Source organism: Robertmurraya sp. GLU-23, assembly GCF_052983275.1.
Map to the genome: position 1 here is coordinate 118,578 of NZ_JBRKCV010000009.1, position 24,176 is coordinate 142,753.

Annotated in this window: 16 protein-coding genes, 1 pseudogene and 1 riboswitch; of the genes and pseudogenes, 14 read left to right on the plus strand and 3 right to left on the minus strand. The window is 38.4% G+C overall.

Annotated features, from left to right (window positions below; translation table 11 throughout):
- The first annotated feature begins 227 nt into the window (after positions 1 to 227).
- The 12 genes from ACVBAX_RS15470 (at position 228) to ACVBAX_RS15525 (ending at position 16,727) form a co-directional block, all read left to right on the plus strand.
- Positions 228 to 1,493, plus strand: coding sequence for an ABC transporter substrate-binding protein (locus ACVBAX_RS15470; protein ID WP_447117802.1), 1,266 nt, complete (start codon positions 228 to 230; stop codon positions 1,491 to 1,493).
- 91 nt (positions 1,494 to 1,584) lie between these two features.
- Positions 1,585 to 2,490: a carbohydrate ABC transporter permease gene (locus ACVBAX_RS15475; protein ID WP_447117846.1), complete on the plus strand. Its 906-nt coding sequence runs from the start codon at positions 1,585 to 1,587 to the stop codon at positions 2,488 to 2,490.
- Positions 2,490 to 3,320, plus strand: a complete 831-nt coding sequence (locus ACVBAX_RS15480; RefSeq protein ID WP_447117803.1) for a carbohydrate ABC transporter permease — start codon at positions 2,490 to 2,492, stop codon at positions 3,318 to 3,320. Before ACVBAX_RS15475 ends, ACVBAX_RS15480 begins: the two co-directional genes overlap by 1 nt.
- 56 nt (positions 3,321 to 3,376) lie before the next feature.
- Positions 3,377 to 4,705, plus strand: a complete 1,329-nt coding sequence (melA, locus tag ACVBAX_RS15485; protein WP_447117804.1) for an alpha-galactosidase — start codon at positions 3,377 to 3,379, stop codon at positions 4,703 to 4,705.
- 234 nt (positions 4,706 to 4,939) lie between these two features.
- Positions 4,940 to 5,932, plus strand: coding sequence for an AraC family transcriptional regulator (locus ACVBAX_RS15490; RefSeq protein ID WP_447117805.1), 993 nt, complete (start codon positions 4,940 to 4,942; stop codon positions 5,930 to 5,932).
- Between the two features lie 217 nt (positions 5,933 to 6,149).
- A complete protein-coding gene (locus ACVBAX_RS15495) occupies positions 6,150 to 7,418 on the plus strand; it encodes a glycoside hydrolase family 1 protein (RefSeq protein ID WP_447117806.1) in 1,269 nt (422 codons plus the stop codon).
- 139 nt (positions 7,419 to 7,557) lie between these two features.
- Positions 7,558 to 8,856 (plus strand): MFS transporter, encoded by a 1,299-nt coding sequence (locus ACVBAX_RS15500; protein ID WP_447117807.1) that lies wholly within the window; start codon positions 7,558 to 7,560, stop codon positions 8,854 to 8,856.
- Between the two features lie 93 nt (positions 8,857 to 8,949).
- A complete protein-coding gene (locus ACVBAX_RS15505; protein ID WP_447117808.1) occupies positions 8,950 to 11,859 on the plus strand; it encodes a family 78 glycoside hydrolase catalytic domain in 2,910 nt (969 codons plus the stop codon).
- A 513-nt stretch (positions 11,860 to 12,372) separates the two neighbouring features.
- Positions 12,373 to 13,392 (plus strand): ABC transporter substrate-binding protein, encoded by a 1,020-nt coding sequence (locus tag ACVBAX_RS15510; protein ID WP_447117809.1) that lies wholly within the window; start codon positions 12,373 to 12,375, stop codon positions 13,390 to 13,392.
- 88 nt (positions 13,393 to 13,480) lie between these two features.
- Positions 13,481 to 15,196: an ABC transporter permease gene (locus ACVBAX_RS15515; protein WP_447117810.1), complete on the plus strand. Its 1,716-nt coding sequence runs from the start codon at positions 13,481 to 13,483 to the stop codon at positions 15,194 to 15,196.
- Positions 15,180 to 16,262, plus strand: coding sequence for an ABC transporter ATP-binding protein (locus ACVBAX_RS15520; RefSeq protein WP_447117811.1), 1,083 nt, complete (start codon positions 15,180 to 15,182; stop codon positions 16,260 to 16,262). The genes ACVBAX_RS15515 and ACVBAX_RS15520 overlap by 17 nt, the downstream gene beginning before the upstream one ends.
- Before the next feature lie 291 nt (positions 16,263 to 16,553).
- Positions 16,554 to 16,727: a hypothetical protein gene (locus ACVBAX_RS15525; RefSeq protein ID WP_447117812.1), complete on the plus strand. Its 174-nt coding sequence runs from the start codon at positions 16,554 to 16,556 to the stop codon at positions 16,725 to 16,727.
- Between the two features lie 151 nt (positions 16,728 to 16,878).
- Here ACVBAX_RS15525 and ACVBAX_RS15530 read toward each other — a convergent pair.
- A pseudogene (locus tag ACVBAX_RS15530) lies at positions 16,879 to 17,082 on the minus strand (transposase); the annotation flags it as partial.
- 30 nt (positions 17,083 to 17,112) lie between these two features.
- Positions 17,113 to 18,132: a DUF3231 family protein gene (locus ACVBAX_RS15535; RefSeq protein WP_447117813.1), complete on the minus strand. Its 1,020-nt coding sequence runs from the start codon at positions 18,130 to 18,132 to the stop codon at positions 17,113 to 17,115.
- Between the two features lie 244 nt (positions 18,133 to 18,376).
- Positions 18,377 to 18,464, plus strand: a riboswitch (cyclic di-GMP riboswitch).
- Between the two features lie 294 nt (positions 18,465 to 18,758).
- Between ACVBAX_RS15535 and ACVBAX_RS15540 the strand changes: the two genes are divergently transcribed.
- A complete protein-coding gene (locus ACVBAX_RS15540) occupies positions 18,759 to 21,443 on the plus strand; it encodes a sensor domain-containing protein (protein WP_447117814.1) in 2,685 nt (894 codons plus the stop codon).
- A gap of 215 nt (positions 21,444 to 21,658) precedes the next feature.
- Here the strand turns inward: ACVBAX_RS15540 and ACVBAX_RS15545 are convergent, their stop codons facing one another.
- Positions 21,659 to 22,663 carry a DUF3231 family protein gene (locus ACVBAX_RS15545; RefSeq protein ID WP_447117815.1) on the minus strand — a complete coding sequence of 335 codons (1,005 nt, stop codon included), beginning with the start codon at positions 22,661 to 22,663 and terminating at the stop codon, positions 21,659 to 21,661.
- Positions 22,664 to 22,935: 272 nt separating this feature from the next.
- On the opposite strand from ACVBAX_RS15545, the gene ACVBAX_RS15550 reads away from it, so the two are divergent.
- Positions 22,936 to 24,171 (plus strand): ABC transporter substrate-binding protein, encoded by a 1,236-nt coding sequence (locus ACVBAX_RS15550; protein ID WP_447117816.1) that lies wholly within the window; start codon positions 22,936 to 22,938, stop codon positions 24,169 to 24,171.
- Positions 24,172 to 24,176: the final 5 nt, after the last annotated feature.

Below are 24,176 nucleotides of genomic sequence, written 5' to 3' on the forward strand. Positions count from 1 at the left end.
TGTATATCTGTTCAATGATTTCATGCCCACCCTGCACAGCATGAAAGCTAACAGGGTGCAAAGTGACTGCCATCACATTGCATTGGGCGAAAACTAACAATCTACTCCACCTATGAACGGGAGCTAATTCTATTATATAGTTGCTCCCAAACGTCAGCAAGAAAATGAACTCATTTTAATAGGTAATTTTACTTATTGTTTAAAAAATGACTGAGGGGGCGTTTATTTTGAAAAAGCTATTAAAAACGGTGGCGGTCGCAGCCGCATTGACAACGATTGTGACTGGTTGCAATAAGGCTTCCAGTGGTAATGAAGCAAACAGTGATATGACGGTTGTGAACTTGTATTCGACGGTAACGAATGAAGCAGATAAAATCACACTGCAAAATGTCGTAAAAAAGTTTGAAAAGGAAAATCCTGATATCGATATTAAAGAAAATTATCCTGCTGACGGGTATGAAGGAATGCTGCGAGTCAAAATGGCTGCAAATGATATGCCTGACTTATTTGATACCCACGGCTGGGCGATTCACCGTTACGGGGAATATGTAGAAGATTTAAAAGATATGGACTGGGTGAAGGATCTGGATCCAGCACTGGAGCAAATTTTAAAAGATGAATCTGGAAAAGTTTATGCGTACCCTCTAAACCAGGCAAAAGACGGACTTACATATAATGCAACACTGCTAGAGGAATATGGAATTGAGCCGCCGACCACCTTTGATGAGTTCTTGACAGCACTTGAAACCATCAAGAAAAAAGGAAAGGGCGAAGTGACGCCACTTTGGTTTGCTGGTGCTGATAAATCCGCATTCGGACAATATTTTGATCAGTTTTCCACACCACTTCTAATTACTGGAGAACAAAACTTCCAAAAAGAATTGCTAGATGGGACGTTTGATTGGTCAAATTATACGTTTTTAGCAGACAAACTAAAGGAAATGCACGATAAGAAGCTCCTGAATGAAGATATATTGACGGCCCAGAATCATCAGATGGTCGACTTAATGGCGCAGAACAAAATTGGATTTATCGTTGGTGGCGGAATGCTTGGTCCTTCTGTTGAAGAGTTAAACCCAGAGGTCAAGCTTGGGGTGATTCCAATGCCTGTGATCGAGGAAGGCGACGAGCCGAGCTGGATTGGTGGGGAGCGTCATACCTTAGCGGTTTGGAAAGATTCTAAAGTCAAAGAAGAAGCGAAAAAGTTCTTAGAATTCATTTCGCAGCCGGAGATTGTGAAAGAGATTGCGGAGGGGACGTCTCTTCCAAGTGGTCTGACGAATACGGAATCGAAAAACTATTACTCTGAATACTACGAAAAGTACGCGGATGTGAAAGTGGAACCTTACTTCGACAGAATTTACCTTCCTAGTGGTATGTGGGACCCAATGGGTGCTACGGGTCAGGAATTATTGTCTGGAACAATGACACCGGACGAAGTTTCGAAAAAGATGGAAGAGGAATATAAGAGATTGCTAGCGCAGAAGAAATAGTTTTGGGATGGAGGGGGGTAGCGCCTCTCCTCCTAATCTAACATTCTAGGAGTTGGTGACGGTGATAGGAGTGGAGACAAGAAGCAAGTCGATGGCCGGCTCTTCTGTAGAAGTGAAAAGGAACCGTAAAAGGCGGAAGGAATCCTCGCTTTGGTGGATGTATCTTCCAGCTTTAGCTGCTGTCTGCTTTTTCATCCTTTATCCATTTTTAAACGGAATTAAAATTTCTTTTACAAACTGGAACGGGTTTTCACAAACGTACGACTATGTTGGGTTTAGTCAATATACGAGGATGCTGAAAGATCCGGATACGTGGCTGGTCGTGAAAAACACCTTGCTGTATGGTGTTGGCAGTACCGTTTTACAGAATGTGATTGGTCTTGGGTACGCACTTTTATTAAATCAAAGCATTCGTTTTAGAAATTTTACCAGAACGGTTGTGTACCTTCCGGTTATTATCAGCCCACTGATTATGGGGTACATCTTCTACTTTTTCTTTGCCTTCCAAGGAGGGGCACTGAATGATCTACTTGTATTTTTCGGAATGGATAAAATTAATGCATTAGGCGATCCAAAAATTAATATTTGGTTGATCGTTTTCGTTAATACCTTCCAGTTTGTCGGAATTGCGATGATTATCTACCTGGCTGGATTGCAAAGTATCTCTAAGGATTATTACGAAGCTGCACAAATTGACGGAGCGTCTAGTTTTCAGCAATTTAAAAATATCACCTTGCCGATGTTAATGCCTTCCATCACCATCAACATGGTGATTAACATTATTGGGGGATTGAAATTGTTCGATGTAATCATCTCACTGACAGGCGGTGGACCGGGCTATGCTTCGCAATCCATGTCTACGTTTATGTATGACCTTTATTTTAATAGACAAGATGCGGGATATGCCGCGACGCAAGGTGTATTTATGGCAATCATCATTTTGATCCTTAGTCTGGCCGCGCTTGTGTATTTCAAACGGAAGGAGATTGAGGCGTAATGGACTATATGGGTAAAAAGAAAAAGTGGTTACTCTCAGGAGTCGCGCTTTTGATCTCAGCCTTTCACTTAATCCCTTTTTATATTTTGATTACGACCGCGTTAAAGGAAAGGGGAGACTTTAGTTCGAAATGGGTGTTTCCCAAGGTTCTGGCGTTTGAGAATTTTGCGGAGGCGTGGGAAACGGCGAGTCTTGGCAATGCGCTTTCGAATACCACGATTATTACCTTTGTAAGTGCGTTATTATTGATTGTTTTTGGCTCGATGGCCGCCTATCCCTTAGCTAGAAGGCAGACGAAACTAAATAAATTAGTTTTCATGATATTTATTGCGGTGATGGTGATCCCGCCTTTAACCGCTTTAGTTCCATTGTATAAGCTTGTAGTCGACATCGGAATGATGAATACTCTCGAAATTGCCATCTTGAATAACGTGGCGTCCTTCCTTCCATTAACCATTTTCTTGTATTCCGGCTTTATTCGCTCGACGATTCCAAAGGAATTGGAAGAAGCCGCAAAAATGGATGGTGCTAGTACACTGGGAATCTTTTTCCGGATTGTCTTCCCTTTGTTGAAGCCGGTTACGGCATCCATCTTAATCATTTCATGTGTATTCATCTGGAACGATTACCAATTCGCCATTTTCTTCCTTCAAGCAGAGGAAGTGAAGACAAGTACCGTTGCGCTGGCAGGATTCTTTGGGGAAAATGCCAACCGAATGAATCTTGTTGCTGCTGCAGCCATCATGGCTGTCCTTCCAATGGTCGTATTGTTTCTGCTATTGCAGAAGCACTTTGTTAAAGGCTTGGCATCTGGATCGGTTAAAGGATAATTTACGAGAAAAAGCTTCGTATAGTTAAACTCACTTAAAAAATTGGAGGTTCACTTATGTCTAAAATTACTTTTCTTGGCGCAGGTAGTACCGTATTTGCAAAAAATGTATTAGGAGATTGCATGTTTGTTGACGCGTTGGATGGCTTCGAATTTGCCTTATTTGATATTGATGAACAACGTTTGCGTGATTCCGAACAAATGTTGAACAATTTAAAGGAAACTCTCGGAAAAAACCTTACGATTAAAGCGTATACGGATCGGAAGGAGTCTTTAAGAGGCGCGAAATATGTTATCAATGCGATCCAGGTAGGAGGCTATAAGCCCAGTACCGTGATCGATTTTGAAATTCCGAAAAAGTATGGTTTACGTCAGACGATTGCAGATACAGTTGGGATCGGGGGGATCTTCCGTAACCTACGGACAATTCCTGTGATGCTTGATTTTGCGAAGGATATGGAAGAAGTTTGTCCGGAAGCCTTATTTATGAATTATACCAACCCGATGGCTGTCTTGACTGGGGTCATGAATCGTTTTACAAATATTAAAACAGTTGGTCTATGTCACAGTGTGCAGGTTTGTACCAAAGATTTATTTGAGGCATTGGGCATGGACCGTACAGGTGTGAAGGAGAAAATTGCCGGGATCAATCACATGGCGTGGCTGCTTGAGGTGAGCAAGGATGGTGTGGACTTGTATCCTGAAATTAAGAGAAGAGCCCGTGAATTGCAAAAAACAAAGCATGGCGATATGGTTCGATTTGAGCTAATGGATAAGTTTGGATATTATGTGACGGAGTCATCTGAACACAATGCAGAATATCACCCGTACTTTATTAAATCTCGTTACCCTGAGTTAATTGACCGTTTTAATATTCCGCTTGATGAATATCCACGTCGCTGTGAAAAGCAAATTAATGATTGGGTAGCCATGAGAGAGGATCTGGTTAACAATCATTCCTTGAATCATGTTCGTTCTCGTGAATATGGATCGCGTATTATTGAAGCCATTGAGACAGATGTACCGTTTAAATTTGGTGGGAATGTTTTAAATACAGGAAGACTGATTAGCAATCTTCCAGAGAAAGCTTGTGTGGAGGTGCCTTGTATCGCGGATCGCAGCGGAATCACACCAACCTATGTGGGAGACCTTCCAGAGCAGCTCGCAGCGTTAAACCGTACGAATATCAACACGCAACTCTTGACCATCGAAGCAGCAGTCACGTTGAAAAAGGAATATATTTATCAGGCTGCCATGTTAGACCCACATACCGCTGCTGAGTTATCCATGGACGACATTATCTCTCTATGTGACGACTTAATTGAAGCACATGGTGAATGGCTGCCTAAATTTACAAGTGAGAATGGTGTAGCCATAACATTATAAGTCCCAGTCAATGTCTGTCCATCATAAAGGAGACCTGATTCTGAATGAATCCGGTCTCTTTTTTTATTTTGTCTTTCCTGTGATATTTACATGTATAAAAGAAATTTAGGAATTGGCATGAGTACCTTATTTGATCTATCTTTGCTCTACATCAGTGATATCTGAGTCCCAAAAGGTAGAGTGCTATGGTATAGTATAAAAAAACTTACCAGAACAATAGATAGGGGAACCTATATGAATAGTGTAGAATTACGAAACTTTCTCTTAACAAATAACAAAAACGAAGCACCAGATTGGAATGTAATTAAAAAAATCTATAATCCTGAATGTATCGATGTGAATGGTCAACAGGTATACATTTTTGATCTGAGTTTTGATTCCTCCATTACTCCTGTAGAAGATAACATGGTAATCTGGCAACAACTTCCTACCGCATACGTCCCTATACATATCCATCAATACATTGAGTTGATCTATGTTTATCAGGAATCATGTACAGTGGTTATTGATAAGGATGAAATGTGCCTAACTAAGGGAGCCATTATTATCATTGATAAAAACACTCCTCATACGGTAAAAGATATTTCACCATCTGATATTATTATAGATATCAAACTCAAGCATGATTTCCTGTCAACAGGGTTTCTCAGTCAGTTTACAAATAAGAGCATTATCTCGCAATTTTTAATAGATTCACTTATTAACAAACGAAGAGAGAATAATTATCTTTATTTTCCTTTGGAAAACGGTTCTAAGATTGTTGGCATTATGGAGCAAATCATGTGCGAATATTTCGATAAGGACTTTGTTTCGGCGGATATGATCAATGCGTATCTTTTCATTCTCTTAACAGAATTAATCCGCCATACGAATAGTACAACAGATAAAAAGACGGACCAGATGTCACAGAATGATGTGAATGTCCTCGATTTCCTCAAATTTATTGAAGACCATTATAAGGAATGCACGTTAACCGAAATCGCTTCTTATTTTAGATACCACCCAAACTATATATCAGCTGTCCTAAAAAAAGCGACAGGAAAATCGTTTAAAGAACTTCTACAAAATCAACGCTTAAATAAGGCAGCACTGTATCTATCAAACTCTGACTTGCCTATACCTGAGATTGCCGAAGAAGTTGGTTATTCGAGTGTTTCCTTCTTTTACAAAAAATTTAATGAGGTGTTTGATCAAACACCGAAAGAATATAGGGAAAACCACCGCTAAAACTAATGGCTTAGTTCAATAGGAACTGAGCTATTTCTATTTTCATTCTCTTTCAGTCCATATTATACAAAGGCCCACTCCTTATTAAAGATTGAGTTACTGATATTCAAATCTTTGATTCGAGCAATCATCATCTTTGTTTTTACCATTATAATCTCTGAAAACGCTTGCTACAATGAAATCAGAAAGTAAGTTGTAGCAGTGAGGAGTGTTAGAAATGGAATTTCAATTTCCACCCGGTTTTCTTTGGGGATCAACAACAGCAGCATATCAAGTGGAAGGAAATAATGTGAATAGCGATTTTTGGGCAGAAGAGCATGCGGAGGGCTCACCGTATAAAGATAAATCTGGTGATACAATCGACCATTATCGTCTATATCGGGAAGACATTGCTCTCATGGCCAGTCTAGGATTGAACACGTATCGATTCTCGATTGAATGGTCTCGTGTAGAACCAGAACCAGGACAATACTTACGGTCGGCTATTGAACATTACCGGGATGTACTGGAGACATGCTACAAACATGGTATAACACCGATGGTAGCGATGCACCATTTTTCATCACCGAAGTGGCTGATGAGATTAGGCGGATGGGGAAGCCCAGAGATATCCGACCGTTTTGCGAAATATTGTGAAGTGGTTTTCAGTGAAATTGGACATCTAATTCCGTATGTACTGACCATGAATGAAATCAATCTGCCAGTCATGTTACGTGAGATTTTTTCAAGAATTGGATTCATCCCACCTGTTGGAATGAATAGAGATGCCTGGACGGCTCCTAAATGGAGAGAATCAGCTGCTCGATTGTGCGGAACGACCATAGAAAATTACTTTACCTTTCATATGATTTCAGATGAGATTTCTATCAAGAATTTAAAAGAAACCCACCGTAAGGCACGTGAGGCAATCAAACGGATTCAGCCAAATACAAAAATAGGCTTTTCGATGGCTCTTTCCGATATTCAGTCGATTCCGGGAGGGGAAGAGGAGGCCGACCGCAAGTGGAACAGTTATTTCCGTCAATATCTAGATATGTTAGAAGGAGATGACTTCTTCGGACTTCAAAATTATACTAGGGAAGTATACGGACCAGAAGGGCAAGTAAAGCCAGCGGAAGGTGCGGAATTGACCCAAATGGGATATGAGTTTTATCCAAAGGCGCTTAGTAATGTAATCCGAAAGGTTGCAAAAGATATATCGATACCGATCATTATTACCGAACATGGGATCGCAACGGATGAGGACGAGCGTCGGGTAGAATTTATTCGAGAAGCATTAGAGGGTGTAGAGGACTGTTTGAACGAAGGCTTAGACGTTCAAGGGTATCTTCACTGGACCACCTTTGATAATTTTGAATGGCAATCCGGCTACTCAATGAAGTTCGGATTGATTGAAGTGGACCGATCCACGCAGAAAAGAAAGGCAAAGGAAAGTGGGAAGTACCTAGGACGAATTGCTCAACAAAATACTCTAGTTTGTAAATAATGTTCATGGCTCCCTGGGTCCTAGATTCGGGGACTATAAAAAAATCTTTGAAACACGCAAAGAAAAACTTTGCTTTTACTATTATTCAGAATGTAAACGCTTGCTATGATTTGAAAAATGAATGATTACTAAGGAGGTTATGAAATTGGAACATGGTTTACTAAATAAAACGCCTTTTAAGAGATTGGTAGTAGCCGCCATGCTGGGAGTAGGCACGTCGATTGCCCCATTAGTTTTACTATCGTTTGGACTTTCTACTTTTATTGTCATCCGAATCGTTGGGCAAGAACATGCTACGGCTGCCTTTGCAACGGCAACGGGAATATCAGGAATAGCGGTCGTACTTTTTGGACTTTTAAGTGGAGTGATCGCGGATAAGACGAAAGTAAGGATGGGGAGACGGCGGTTTTGGATGATTGTGGGCAGTATTGGTGGAGCCCTATCTATGTTAGCCCTTACGTATGCTACCTCGATCCCTATGTTTATTCTTTCCATGTGTTTGATTAATTTCTTTTACGGGATGGTTGCACTCTCTTGCTACGCCATTGTTCCTGAACAAGTAGAGGCGGAGAAGTATGGTCGAGTAGCCGGTTTAATTGGTGCAGCTGCACCTGCATTTGTGATGACGGGACAAATGACGATGGGAGCTTTTGCTGATTCTACTATTGAACAGAAAATGATTACGATTATTATTGTCCAACTGATCGGTGGATTTTTAGCTGCTAGCCTTATTAAGGACAACTCTTTTGCCGGGACTACAGCGAGTGAAAAGAAATCATTAGGTCTCCGTGGTTTTTACCCTAGTTTTAAACAGCATCCTTCTTATACATGGGCGTTACTAACCAAGTTATTTATTAACTTCTCGAATGCAGGGATGGGGATGTTGGTATTATTCTATATTGCAAGATTCCACCTAGGGGAAGCAGATATATTCAAGATCATGGGACTTACCGCTCCTGCGATTATGTTAATGGTTGTCGCTGGAATTCTTGGAGGTTTCTTATCTGACAAGGTGAAGAAACAAAAGCCTTTTGTAATGGGAGCAGCACTTATTACAGGACTCTGTTTAATTGCCTTTGCCTTTTCAACAAACGTGACATGGGTCATCGTTGGTAACTTTATCTTTAACTTTGGATTCGGAATGTACAATGCAGTGGACAATGCTCTTGTTAACCGCATTCTCCCTTCAAAAGAACAAGCAGCTAAAGATATCTCTATTATGAATACAACGACAAGCTTGTCTTCTACATTAGTAAATTTTGCGGCACCGAGTATTATTGCTTTAGGAGTCAGCCTGTTTGGTGGAGATGGTTATACATTATTTTTCCTAGTGCTTGCAGCCTTCTCCATTCTTTCAGCTGTGGTGGTAATTCCTATTCCTGAAATGGAATCAAATAAAAAAGATAGCGATGCTCCTGATAATGAAGTAGTAGCTTAAACATTAAAAAATATGACAGGGGGTGAAGTATACTTGAGTGTATATTCATCCCTATTGTCTTTTGACAATTTGTATAGAAAGGAATCTAGAAAAATGACAAACCTAAAAGTAGAAGCAACAACATGTGAGTATAGAAAAAACCCTCTAGGAATTGATATAAAAAGACCTCGTATTAGTTGGAAGATCCAATCGGATTTGCGGGGCACGATGCAAAAGGCGTATCAGATTCAAGTAGCAGACCATCAAGAAGATTTTCAAGAGACGATATGGGACACAGGGATGGTCCAATCAGACGAATCCATTCAAATTGAATATAATGGTCCTCAGCTTGAATCCCGTACAAGATATTTTTACCGCATCAAGATTTGGGATAACCATGACCGTGAATCGGATTGGAGTGAAACAGCTTGGTGGGAAACGGCTCTGTTTTCACCAGTAGAATGGAAGGCCGAATGGATCACACCAGACCCTAACCAACTGGATTCCCACTCGGAAGCGGCTTTTCTTTTACGAAAAGAATTTGTCCTTAAGACAGGTATTTCTTCGGCTCGGGTGTATGGAACCGGTGTGGGTTTATATGAATTATTCCTTAATGGCGGGCGGGTTGGAGAGGATCTTCTTGCTCCAGGCTGGACTAGCTATCATAAACGCCTTCAATATCAAACGTATGATGTAACCGAGCAGCTTCAGATTGGTGCAAATGCTATAGGGATTGTACTAGCTGACGGTTGGTATAAAGGGAACCTGGTAAGAGAAGATCACCGAAATATTTATGGTGATACACGTGCAGCAAAACTACAACTTCATGTCACCTATAACGACGGGACAGAAGAGCTGATTATAACGGATCCTTCATGGAAGGCGGCAACTGGCCCTATTTTATTCTCAGAAATTTATCATGGGGAAACGTACGATGCCAGACTGGAAAAAGAGGGGTGGAGCCAATCCCTTTTTCATGATGAGGATTGGGCGGATAACGTCATTCAAGAAATGCCATTTACGAAATTGGTGGCACAGGAAAATGACCCAGTTCGTGTAACTGAAGTTCTAAAACCAATCGAATCGTTTGTTACACCTGCGGGGGATACGGTTCTAGATATGGGCCAAAACATGGTTGGTCGGATTCGATTCCAAGTCCGCGCTCCTGAAGGTACTCGAATTGTCTTGAGACATGCCGAGGTACTAGATAAGGAAGGGAATATTTACTTTGGTAATTTAAAATTTGCCAAGCAGAAGGTTGAATATATTGCCAAGGGAGAAGGGATGGAAACCTTTGCGCCAAATTTCACGTTCCAAGGCTTTCGATATGTGAAAATTGATGGATACCCTGGACAGGAAAATGGACTGCCACTTGACAACTTTATCGGGGAAGTCATCCATACAGATATGGAGCCAGCAGGAACATTTGAATGCTCCGATCCACTCGTGAACCGACTGCACCAGAATATTGTTTGGGGGCAAAGGGGGAATTTCCTCGATGTGCCGACCGATTGCCCGCAACGGAGTGAGAGACTCGGTTGGACCGCAGATGCTCAAGTGTTTGTTCAGACAGCATTGTTTAATTACCATGGAGGGCCATTTTTCACCAAGTGGCTACGGGATTTACAAGCCGATCAGCTTCCGGACGGCAATGTTCCATTTGTCATTCCAAATGTGGAGGGTGGAAAGGGCTCTGCCGCCTGGGGGGATGCAGCAACGATCATTCCTTGGACCGTCTATCAGACATACGGAGATAAGCGATTGCTTGCCGATCAATATGACAGCATGAAAGCATGGGTGGAATATATTCGTAGGCAGGGTAAAAACGAATTCCTCTGGAACACAGGCTTTCACTTCGGGGATTGGTTAGCCCTGGATGCCAAAGAAAATAGCTTTGTTGGCGCCACACCAAAGGATTTAATTGCAACGGTGTTTTATGCGTATTCCACAAGAATACTGAGAGATGCAGCAAAGGTCCTTGAGAAAGCGGATGATGTTGAAGAATATAGCAACCTATTAAATCATATTATCGAACAATTCAATCGGGAATTTGTTTCACCAGCAGGAAGATTGGTGTCTCCAACCCAAACAGCTCACATCATTACTTTAATGTTTGATATGGTCGATGGGAAAGCAAAAGAGAGAACTGCCTATGAGCTGAACGAATTAATTATTCTAAATGACTATCATTTAAATACAGGCTTTGTGGGAACTCCCTATATTTGTTTTGCTCTTTCCAAAGGTGGTTATCACGAAACAGCGGTTAAATTATTAATGAAGGATGACTATCCATCCTGGCTTTACCAAATTAAAAAAGGCGCCACGACTGTTTGGGAGCATTGGGATAGCATCAAGCCGGATGGCTCATTTTGGAGTGACCAAATGAATTCTTTTAACCATTATGCCTATGGTTCAATTGGCAATTGGATGTACAAAGTCATAGCAGGGCTCGATATGGATGCGACAAGTCCTGCCTATAAAAAAATCAAAATTGAACCGAAGTTTGCTGGAATTTCGTTCACTTCTGCAAAAGCCATTCATGAATCGATGTATGGAAAAATTGTCTCCTCCTGGCAGCTAACAAACGATCAGGTAGCGGTTGAAGTCGTAGTTCCTCCTAATACAACAGCAGACATACTTTTACCGAGAGCAAAACTTGTTGATGTTTTAGAAGGGGGCCAACCATTAGGATCGAGTGATATCTATTCTTTTGTCAAAACAGCAGAGGGTGTGAAGGTGACAGTTGGCTCTGGCTCCTATCAGTTTCAGTATTCAAACGAACGGGGACTAAAACCACGTTTTACAGAGAATACGAAAATGATCGACTTCCTTGATCACCAAGAGGTAGTAGCTGTCCTTGAGAAAGTAGCTCCAGGTATCACCAAACCACCTGCTCTATTTACAACAAAAGCTAGAAGCTTAAAAGAGCTTGTTGAAATCGGAGAAGCCAACCTGACAGAGGATAAAGTGAAAGAGATTATGGAAGAAATTAATCAGCTTAAATGGGAAGAGGTTTTGGTTTAGTGCCTGATAGATTTCTTGGCTGTCAAAATATAAAAAAACATGGTGATTATCACCATGTTTTTTTGTGTTTCTAGGAAGCTAATACGTTAGGGCTCCTAGAATTCCAAGTTCAACTACTATCAATAATAGATTCATGTTTAATAAGTAATTGTAAATTTGTAACAAATAATTAACATTCTTTCCTCACAAAAAACTCCTGAAAACCACCTATTCTAGAAAATAACACTATTTAAAAAGGTAGAGAAGCAAAAATATGAATGATTCCATTACAAGAAATTTACAAAATATTAGTCGTGCGTCAAATGTCGCTTAATATCTATCTTTTACACTTACATTTATAGGTTTGGAGAGGAGGATGATTACATATCCATTCCGAGGATTCGGTCGAGCAGTAATTGAGCATCTTATTGTTTTGAAAGGCATTGTTCATAAAGAGACTTGCAAAAATTACATACGAATCATTAGATCAACATTTCAATTCACAAAAACAACATTCTTAAGGAGGAAGTAAACATGAATAAAGTAAAAGGTGGACTACTATTAGGTCTAGTATCATTCGCACTTGCTGGCTGTGGTAGTGAGGAAAGTAATACAACTAGTGAAGGTACGGCTGGAATTGAAGGAGATTTATCTTTTTACACCTCACAACCAGATGAGGATGCTCAAAAATTAGTAGATGCGTTCACTGAGAAATATCCGGATGTAACTGTTCAAACGTACCGTTCAGGAACAGAAGAGGTGATTAGCAAAATTAAAGCGGAGCGGAAAGCGGGAGACATTCAAGCAGATGTCTTACTAGTAGCGGATTCGGTCACCTTTGAGGAATTGAAGGAAGAAGATCTATTACTGGAATATAAGTCAGAGGAGCTAAGTGAAATACCTTCTAATCTAGTCGATCCGGATGGCATGTATGCTGGGACAAAGGTGATGGCCACAGCCTTAGTAGTAAACACAGCAAATGTATCGGAAATGCCGGACTCATGGGATGTTTTAACAGATGAGAGTTCTAAAGGGGAAAGCATCATGCCAAGTCCCTTTTATTCAGGTGCGGCTGCTTATAATTTAGGTGTATTTACACGAAATGACACCTTTGGCTGGGATTATTTTAAGAGTTTAAAAGAAAATGAAGTGACGGTGACAAAAGGGAATGGAGCGGTTCTTCAAGCGGTTGCAGGTGGTGAAAAATCATATGGGATGGTTGTTGACTTTATCGTCGCACGAGCAAAGGCGGAAGGATCGCCAGTAGAACTGCTCTATCCAAAAGAAGGGGTACCAGTGATCACGGAGCCTATTGGAATTATGAAGGATGCGGAAAACGAAGGAGCAGCCAAGGCATTTGTTGATTTTGTTTTATCAGAAGAAGGTCAAGAATTAGCAGCGGAAATCGGCTATACACCTATCCGCAAAGGGGTGTCAGCTCCAGAAGGCTTACAAACGATTGACGAAATGAATGTGATGGATGCAGATATTAATGAATTATATCAAGCAAGAGAAGATGATAAAAAGGAATTTGAAACCATTTTTGGACAATAAACCTTACAATTTATAAGGCTACTCAAATTCTTTCGTTGAGCTAGCCTTATTTCTTTAGGTCATAATCATCTAAGGAGAGTATTCCCGAATGTTGCAAAATTTTATTAGTCGTGTTCAAAAACAAAATAAATGGTGGTTTTTCATTGGTGTAGTTATTGTTGTGATCTTTTTTGTTCTCCCTATTTGTAGACTGGTTTTTCTAAGCTTTTCTTCCGAAGGTGGCTTAACTCTAGAGAATTATACGTCCGTCCTTCAAAATCGCTCCACCTGGAAAACGATTGAAAATACGTTATATGTTGTTGGTGGTTCGTCTATTATTGCGATCATTTTAGGGGTGATCACTGCTTGGGTTGTGGCATACACCAATATTAGGCAAAAAAAGCTGATTCAATTATTCATTTTTTTCCCTTTTATTATTCCGTCCTATATTACGACCTTAGCATGGACTCAGTTCATGAGTAAAAATGGATTTTTCGCTTATCTATTAAGTTTGCTTCCGGGCTCAGTCGAACCATTGAACATGTATAGTTTACAAGGAATCATCATTGTCATGGGATTATCACATTATCCACTTGTCTATATATTAACGGTGGGTGTTCTTAGAAAAATTCCCCGTGATCTGGAATATGCAGCAAGGGTTTCAGGAGCAAGCAAGTGGCAGTCTTTCAAAAAAATCACCCTTCCGCTTGCGTTACCTGGAATAGCAAGTGGCGGGTTTCTATCCTTTATTGCCAGTTTAGATAATTTTGGCATTCCTGCGTTTCTTGGGATACCAGGTAATATCAGAGTGCTAAGCACATATATCTATGAGCAAATCGTAGGGCTAGGGCCCAATTCCTTTGAGATAGCAGCCACTTTATCGGTTATATTAGGAGTCATTGCCTTAACAGGTACTTATCTTCAGTGGTTTCTAGTCAGGAAGTCTAAAAATATGGAAACAGCAGTCGAGGATAAAGAACCTAGATTTCTATTTACTAAAAGAACCCGTCTTACAATTGAACTGCTTTTATTGAGCTTTTTGCTAGTAACCACCATGATACCTCTTATTTCAATGATCTCTGCATCTCTAATTAAAGCGTATGGGTTGCCGTTTGCTCCAGAAAATATAAGTTTAAAAAACTATCAATTTGTGTTGCTAGAGAATCAAAAGGCCATCACTTCTTTGAAAAATAGTGCCAATTTAGCGATCATCACGACGGTTGTTTGTTTGGTGATCGGTACTGGAATGGCTTATGTTAGGACAAAAAAGCCCTCTATGATCTCAAAAGGTTTAGAAATGATCATTGGAATTCCTTATGCATTACCTGGTACGGTGTTAGCGTTAGCGATGATTTTTGCTTGGATGGAACCCATCCCGGGTTGGAATCCCGGTATATACGGAACCATCACGATTCTATTAATCGCTTATGTTACACGATTTTTAATTTTACAGGTTAGGGGAAGCATTACAGCGTTTATGCAGGTTGACCCTTCGATTGAGGAAGCGGCTAGAGTGAGTGGTTCGAATGGATTTTTTAAATGGAAACAAATCTTGATGCCATTGATTTTACCTGGAGTCATCAGTGGGGCGTTACTCGTTTTTTTAACCGCACTAACTGAACTAACGGTTTCCTCCCTTTTATGGTCTAGTGGTACGGAAACGATCGGGCTTGTGATCTTTAATTTTGAACAAGCAGGTTATTCCACTTATTCAACTGCTTTCTCAAGCATCATTGTTTTATTCATTTTGTTAGCTTTTATAATGGTAGCTGTTTTGCAAAAGGTATGGGATAGGAAGGTGCTGCATCATGACCACTCAAATTAAGAACGTAGATAAAAGTTTTGATTCATTTCAAGCCTTGCATCAAATTAACTTGGATATAAAAGAGGGAGAGTTTGTTGCGATTCTTGGTCCATCAGGCTGTGGGAAAACTACATTGCTTCGATTATTAGCTGGTTTTGATTCACCATCTTCAGGAGAAGTGTGGATGAATCATAAAGTAATAGCTAACTCAACCACCTTCTTGCCACCTGAAAAGCGGAATATTGGGATGGTGTTTCAGTCCTTTGCTTTGTGGCCGCATATGAATGTAAGGGAGCATATTCGATTTCCTCTAAAACATCATCAATTTTTAAGTGAAGAAAGTAAAACAAGCATCGATTATAGAGTGGACGAAGTTTTAAAAATAGTAGATATGCTTAATCTTGGAGAAAGAATGCCCAGTGAACTATCAGGAGGTCAAAAACAAAGGGTAGCTTTAGCACGTGCAATCGCTCCTAAACCAGCCTTATTGTTAATGGACGAACCACTTAGTAGTTTAGATGCTGAATTGCGAATGGGGATGCGAAAGGAGATTCAGCAAATACACCAGGTAACAAAGGCTTCGATTGTGTATGTGACACATGACCAAAGTGAAGCACTGGCCATGGCAGATAAAATCGTTGTTATGAATAAAGGAAATATTGAACAAGTAGGGACTCCAAAGGAAATTTATAGCACACCAACATCACCATTTGTTGCCTCCTTTGTTGGGAAAGCGAACTTAATAAAAGGAAAATGGGAAGGTGCAACCTTTTATCCTTTTCATCAACATTCTATTAAATGGGATGGAACAGCGGTCACCTCAAAATTAAGAGGAGAAAACATCTTTCCAGCTCGTCCCGAACAACTAGAAATCTCATTTAGAGACGATGGTGTAAAAGGAATCATCACGAATGTGCAATATCAAGGAAAAGAGATTCACTACACGGTAACGGTAGAAGGGGAAGAGTGGGTGGTTCATCAAGATATTTTTGCTGAATTTTCCATTGGGGATGAAGTATATGTTCATTTGAAGGAATTTCCATATAGTAAGAAGATGGATGAGAGAAATGAACTTCATTATGCATAATACACTAAATAAACTTTGGAAGACTTCTAGGAGATAGCCTTAACGGGTTATTTCCTATTTTTTTTAAAAATATATTTGGGCACATGGAAGGTTAGACTATAGCTTAAAATCTAGCAAAAAAAAAAGTAAAAGAAGGAAATATCATATCGAACGAGATCCAAGGAAGAGCAATCGTTCTGTATAAAGTGTGCTAGATTTAGAGAAATCATAATATAAAAGTGACTTCAGTCATTGTATGCGTTTTCAAGCGCTGATATTGTATAGGTATATAGAAGTACTGGGGGAATCAACATGAAATTACAAGAATTAATTCAATGGGCTAAAGATGAATACGAATCAGCAAGAAAACAGTATATAAAAAATGGAGAAGATTACTGGTTTGGTCGTATGAACGCTTTTAAAGAAATACTTGATCATCATCGTCTCGACCTTCCAGACACGTCTCCGTTAATTAGTGCAAGATGATTATCAAACTTACGAAATATGATCTTTTGAGTCAGCCTTCTCTTTTTAGGATGAAAATTTTCTTATTTTAGGTTATTCTTCTTTTAAATTGGGGGTTAACCGTTATTTCTTCTATTTGTTAATTTTTCCCTGATGATTGCCACATTCTTAATTAATGGGTAGTAAAAAGTAGACCCTGGGCTATGGTATTTTTAAACAGACCGTTCATTCTAAACCGATTGAATTTACGATTGGATTTCAGGTAGCTAAAGACTGGTTCAATAACAATTTTTCGGTGAGGATTTTTTTCTTTTCGTCCTTCAGTTTCCAATCGCTCACGTATTTCTCTTAGTTTTTTGGATTGACTAGGGTTACCGTTAGCGTGATACTTTTTCCTTGACCCATATTATTTATTACTCCTATCCTTAGCAAGCGATTCTCGGTCACTTGCTAATGGAGGCTGCTCTAACCATCCATTTTTTATCATTATGTTTGCTCCGTCATCAGCAAAGTGTAAAAGTTCTAACATTAGTCGTAAGTATTTAGCTCCTAGATCTCTTCTTGCATTGACACTTAAAGCAGAACCATAAAATGAAAGGCTTAATTGTGCAGACAATTGAATTTGGTACATCATATATTTGTCTGAAAAGGTCATAGAGGTAGAGTTAGTGATCATCGATTGCCAGGAAATAGGTGAATTTAATTTATCTTCCTCAAATACCGATTCAAATATTTTTATATGTTTATTGGCGATGTCTAGCCCCCTGTTGAAATGTTGACGAACCTCTTTTGATTGAGCTACTTGTATGAATCCCACTTTTAAAGCAGCGTGTAAATGCATTTTCAACATATTGAAAGAAATATCCCCAATTTCGATAGCATTCAGAGGACGATGTTCTCCCAACCACCCAGTTAAAAAACTTTGGTGCTTTACAAAATCAATCGATTCAGGTGGTGTAATAATAGGAGGTCGAGTAAAAAGTCCTTTTGAAAGCATTAAATCAATGGATCGATCAAAAAGCTCCATCGTTTCGGACATACAGGTTATGTAATATTTACGTAAGTCAGAACGAACTGAATTACTAACTGATAAAGCATACCCAGTCATTCCTTGCAAAGTCATGATATAAATATAATTTAGGTAGAAAGGGTCTTGAAAAAGCCGTGGTGCGTGAATGTTTACGTCGTCTTTTTCTGTAAACCCACGTGGAATAGGGTGATTTTCTTTTAACAGGAATACTGTAATTTCTTCGACATGCTTTTTGGATATTTCAAGGGAAGTTTGGTAGATCGATTTGACTTCGTGATCTTCGATATGTTCGAGTGCATAACGTAAGAAACAAACGGACATTGTATCAAAAATGTATTGAGTCCAAAGGGACGCAATTTCCGGAGCAGTCAATCGAATTGGGCTATTTGTCTCCAAGGTTCATCCTCCGATTTACGATATTATATAGTGTTTTTATTGTTTTCACAGAGAATAAAAAGTATGTAACAAGTTAGAAAATTCAACAATCATATGATTTTACTGAAGAGAAACAAGGTAAAGAAATGGATGTAATCAGATTATCCTTATTACTAGTGGGAAAAACAAAATTGCTCCTACTGATCTTTAACTAAATTTACCACTAAAATGTCACAAATATACGACGATATACATAGTAAATAACCATTGATAATGGCAAACTTATTGAAAAATAAGGACGCAAAGCTACGGGTCTAATGCTTTAGTTTAGCGATGACCGCCGGGTTTCCGAAAAGGGTTGGAATAATTTTACGGGAAGTCCGTTCTATTAAAGCTCACCATTCTTTTTGGTGAGCTTTTTTACTAAATTCCTAAATCTTAAACTTTTCGAGAACTTTTAATAAAATAAATACTGGATAGGCGAGAAAAATGGTTGTGTTTTTTTTTACCAACTTAGGATAAAATATAACTTTATTCATAATTAACCATATAAAAGACCTATGAGAACAATAATAAGAGAAACAACTTATTACAAACATAGAATATAGAGCTTTTCATTAATTGAAATTAGTTTAGAAGGTGTAGTCATGCGTTGGACCACTAATAATACATATCTAGTCATATTAATATACTCTCTTATGATGTTTCTAACCATTTTTTTTGACCACTTAATCATTCACAATCTATCCCAGGCTCTAGATTTCCATTCTTGGATATTTCAACTAGTTTTATTGGTTATGTCTATAATTCCGTTATATATCTTTTTAGAGTATGTGAAGAAACAACAGTTAAAGTATTTTGGTTACCAAGTGGAAATCGAAAAGTATAAACTAACACTTGAAAATTCGACCATAGCTGCTTTTATCTATAAAGATAATGCTTTCCTTTACGTCAGTCCTGCTTTTGCTGAATTATTCGGTTATACACGAAAAGAAATCTATGAAAAACCAATAACCTCGTATGATTTGTTGTCTGAAGAATACCACGAAACAGTATCTATGAATGTCAAAGATAGGCTTGATGGTAAAAAGGTAAGTAGCCATTATCAAGTGAAAGCTAAAAGAAAAGATGGTTCCGAACTCTACTTAGACCTTTATCCTTCTTTACAAGCCTTTAATGGGAAAAAAGTAGTTGTGGGAAGTGTCGTTAACGTCACAGAAAAGCGTCAAATCCAGAATGAGTTGGAAAAAAGTGAAAAAGTATTATCACAGGCCCAAAAGATAGCAGGCATTCTCTATTGGGAATTTGACAATGTGAATAATAAGTTAACTTGGAGCCCCCAGACTTACAAACTCTTTGGGTTGTCTCCAAATATCAATCCTACGTTTGAGTATTTATTGTCCAAAGTTCATTCTGAGGATCGAGATACTTTAATAAATAGTAGAGAAAAGGAAATTACAGGGGAAAACGTTACGAATATCTACCGCATCATATTAGATGATGGAAGTATAAGAACACTACATTCCATCTCTCAATGCCTTCTCGATGATAATGGACGACCCATTCAAACAATTGGAACGATGCAAGATATTACAGATCGCCTTGTAGAAGAAAATAAACTAGAACTAACTGAAAATCGTTATAAATCTCTGTTTGATAACAACTTAGATAGTGTGTTCTCACTAGATCTTGAAGGAAATATCATCACTGTTAACAAAATGGCCATTCGAACATTTGGGTATTCATGGGAAGAAATGATTCAACAATACATCATTGATTTAATTGCGCCTGAATTTAGAAATGAGGCAGAACAACTATTTGTACAAGTTTTGTCAGGTAAACCACAACGAATACAAATTCAAGGATTTCATAAAGAAGGCCGTAGAGTCGACCTGGATGTCACGGTAATGCCTATCATCGTCAAATCTATCGTAACAGGTGTATTTTGCATCGCAAAAGATGTTACCAAGCAAAATGAACATATAAAAACCATTGAGCAACTGGCCTATAATGACCATTTAACAGGATTACCAAATCGTAGAAAATTATTAGAACTTATGCATAGTCATATCCAAGAAGCCAAAAACCATGGATCTATGATGGGGATCTTGTATATTGACTTAGATCGATTAAAATTCATTAATGACAATTTAGGGCATGACTTTGGTGATGCAATGATCATCGAAGCAGGAAACCGAATTTTAAGCTGTATAAGAAATGAAGATACACTTGCCCGAGTAGGGGGGGACGAATTTGTCCTGATTATTCCGAATATCAGCGAGTTTGATATTACTATTAACATAGCTAAAAGAATCATAGAGGCGTTTAAACCCGGATTTTATCTCGAAGAAAAATTATTTCGAACGACAGCTAGTATGGGAATTAGTGTTTTTCCTACTCACGGAGGAGATATTAACGAATTACTTTGCAAAGCCGATAAGGCTATGTACTATGTTAAAACAAGGAAAAAAAATGATTACAAAGTTTTTGAAGATTCCATAGTAGAGCAAGAAGAACGGAAATTCCTTATTCAAAAAAGTATAGTTTCGTCTTTATCTAATGGAGACTTTTTTCTTGAGTACCAACCGAGAATAGATGTGAAAACAGGAAAAACGTCAACCTTTGAATCATTGCTAAGGTGGAAACATCCTGATTTGGGTTTGATTAACCCAGAAGAGTTTATTCCTTTGGCTGAAGAATCAGGAGATATTGTTCTCATTGGTGAATGGGTGCTTAATGAATCGCTGCGAACCCTTAAGCATCTACATTTAATAGGGAATACAGATGTTCGAGTCTCCGTTAATGTCTCTGTTAAACAATTGTATCAATCGACTCTAGACCAAGCCATTAATACAATGTTACAACATTATAAACTTCCTCCAAGAACTTTGGAACTGGAATTAACAGAAAGTATTTTGATTAGTGACGAACAAAAAATACTTGATATACTAACGAACTTGAAAAGCTTGGGTGTTCTTTTGTCCATTGACGATTTTGGAACAGGAAATTCTTCGATTACTTATCTAAAAAAATTGAATATGGATATTATTAAAATTGATCGCTCCTTTGTGAAGGGCGTTCCCGAAGCAAAAGAAAACGCAGCAATCACCTCAGCAATGATAAATTTAATACATGACCTTAATATGAAAGTTGTTTGTGAAGGAATTGAGACAGAAGAAGAATGTCAATTCATTATGGACAAAGGGTCGGATGAAATCCAAGGGTTTTATGTTTCCTACCCACTAGTAAAAAATGACCTTTTTCAATACCTGCAGAGAGAAGCTATAAACGGACCAAGTCTACAATACCAATCCAAAACAAGTTGGAAATAGAGGATAGACAAATTGATAGACCTAATGTTAGCTATAAAGGGAGTGGGAAGAGATACAGATGCAGGCTTCTTTGCGAAAGTGGAAGTCTCAAAGATATGAACTGCCCCTCTTATTGTCAGATATTTATCCAACAATAAGAGGGGCATTTTTTATATGGGAAAATTTACAAAAGAAGCTAAATTCACGGCTGTTAAAAGTCGATGCTCTTTGTTAATTTAATTACTTCTGTTTCTTAGTGCCTCTCTGTCTACATTTTGAGGAGGTTGTTCTAACCAATTGTTTTCAATCATTATCTTAGTACCATCGCTAGCATACTGCATTATTTCTGCCATTAACCTCGTATAGTGACCAACCAAATCTTTTCTAAGGCTCAATCCCATTGCAACCCCATAACCCCCGACGCTCACTGCATTAAGATTCATAACATGGAACATCATTAGTTTATCAGAAAATGGTGAATCTATGGATTGTGAAATGGTTGAATCCCATGTACTTGGCATTGGTACTCCTTCTTTCTGCAATATATCTCTAAAAACCGCTTCCTGCTTTAACGCTATTTCTGCTCCTCTCTCCATATATTTCCTAACCTCAGGTGATTGAGCTGTTTGTGAAAGCCCAGACACAAATGTTCTTCCAATTGAATTGGTTTCCGTATTTTTTGAAATATGTGCAAGTTCAACAGCAGTTAAAGGTCGATGTGTCCCAATTAGTCCCGATAAAAACGATTCGCTATGTATATACTCCGCCTTTTCCATCGGTGGTATAGTAGGGGAACGGACAAGAACACCTTTTTTCAAAAGCAAATCACATGAATCATTGAAAAGCTTCAAAAAAATCTCTGATATTTTACTGAAAAGTTTTCTAATATCATCCCTTGCTAAAACTCCCATCAATAGTGAAGCTGCAGCGGTGCCTGCTGCTCCCATATATTTAATATATCTTAGTGCAAATACATCTGAATAGATTCTTTTTGCTTTTAAATTAACATCTTCTTCCGTAAAGCCAATGGGAATTGCATGATTCTCTAATTGAAATATTCTTTTCACTTCATTCATTACAAACTCACAATTTGATAAAGCTAATTGAGTAATCTTTGCAATATCGGGGTCTGCATTTACCGATTGCATATGCTGAACAACATAGTAAGTCATTGAATTTTCCATATATGCGGTCCATAATGCGGCTATCTCTGATGAAGTAAGATTTGGATTGTGTTCCATATTTTATGTCATCCTTTTTTTATTTTATTATCTGTTTTATTAATGTTTGATATACTAAGCGATAATGATAAGTGCAATTAAATCTCATTTCACTGGTCTAGTTTTTTGTGATTCGATTGTACATAAACCAATCTTTTACTACTGTACTTAGTTGAATTATCAAATGGGTTAACATGAAATTAGAAAAAGGAGATTGCTTAGCAAGATAGTGAGATTTATAGTAGATATAATAGATTAACAAAGTAATAGTTAGATAATATCTAGGAGGGCATATGAAGCAATTTCTTTCTATCAGTCTCATTCTTATCATTCTCTTGTTAGCCGGGTGTACAGGAAATGATTTAGATCAATCTCTCAAAAAAGAAGAGAAGATTGAACTGGAATTTTTTTCACCGAAACCTGAAACAGAAGTGATCTTTAATGAACTCATTCAAGAGTTTGAAGAGTTGCATCCTAACGTTACTATTAAGCAGGTTATTGTACCTGAACCGATGACCGTGTTAAAAGCAAGAATTGCAAGAGGTGATATTCCAGATCTATTTATTACTTATCCGATCGAACAAGATTATAAAGTAAGAGCTGAAAAAGGATACATGCTTGATTTATCAAATGAACCCTTCATTAAAAATATCCAACCCACTATCCAAAATCGTTATCTTATAAACGGAAAGATGTATGGTGCTGCCTTAACGCAAAATGCAGTAGGAGTTCTATATAATAAGGATCATTTCGAAGAATTAAATTTATCGGTTCCTAACAGTTGGAATTCGTTTGTGCAAGTTTTGGAAGAGTTACAGTCTAATGGAAAAACAGCTTTACTCATGCCAAACAAAGATGCAAATCAGGCGAGTATTTTTAATCTAAACCTAGTAGCCAATGAATTCGAAACAGGTTATTGGGAAAAGGATGGGTTTTCAATTAAATCTGATCAGAGGTGGAAAGAAATATCAGAAAAAACCCTCACTGTGCTTTCATATGTGCAGCCCAATTCTTTTGAAGACAGCTATTATGAGGTAAATAAAAAATTTGCTAACGGTGAAGGATCTATGTACATTATGGGAACTTGGGCGTTAAAGATGATCGAAAAGTCAAATCCTTATTTAAATTATGGTATTTTTCCGTTTCCAGCATCGAATCAAAAGGATCATAGTGTGTTGGGAGGAGTGGATATTGGATTTGCCATTTCAGCTGATACGCAACATCCTAAAGTAGCGAAATCATTTTTAGCGTTTTTAATAAAAAAGGAAAACGCTCAAAGGATATCTGATTTTGAAGGTTCGATCAGTGCGGTTATAGGAGTCACAAACACCCATCAAGAAAGTCATTTAATTAGAGAGAAAATGGCAAATGGGCAAATAGTAAATTGGCCAAATCATTACTGGGCTGGTGGAACAGCTGCAGAATCCGATTTTAGAAAATATACAGCACAGTTTTACTATGATCACAATATGGATGTTTATCTTAAGAATCTTGAAGAGATGTTTAACCGTTATTCCAATGCTAATTAAAAGAA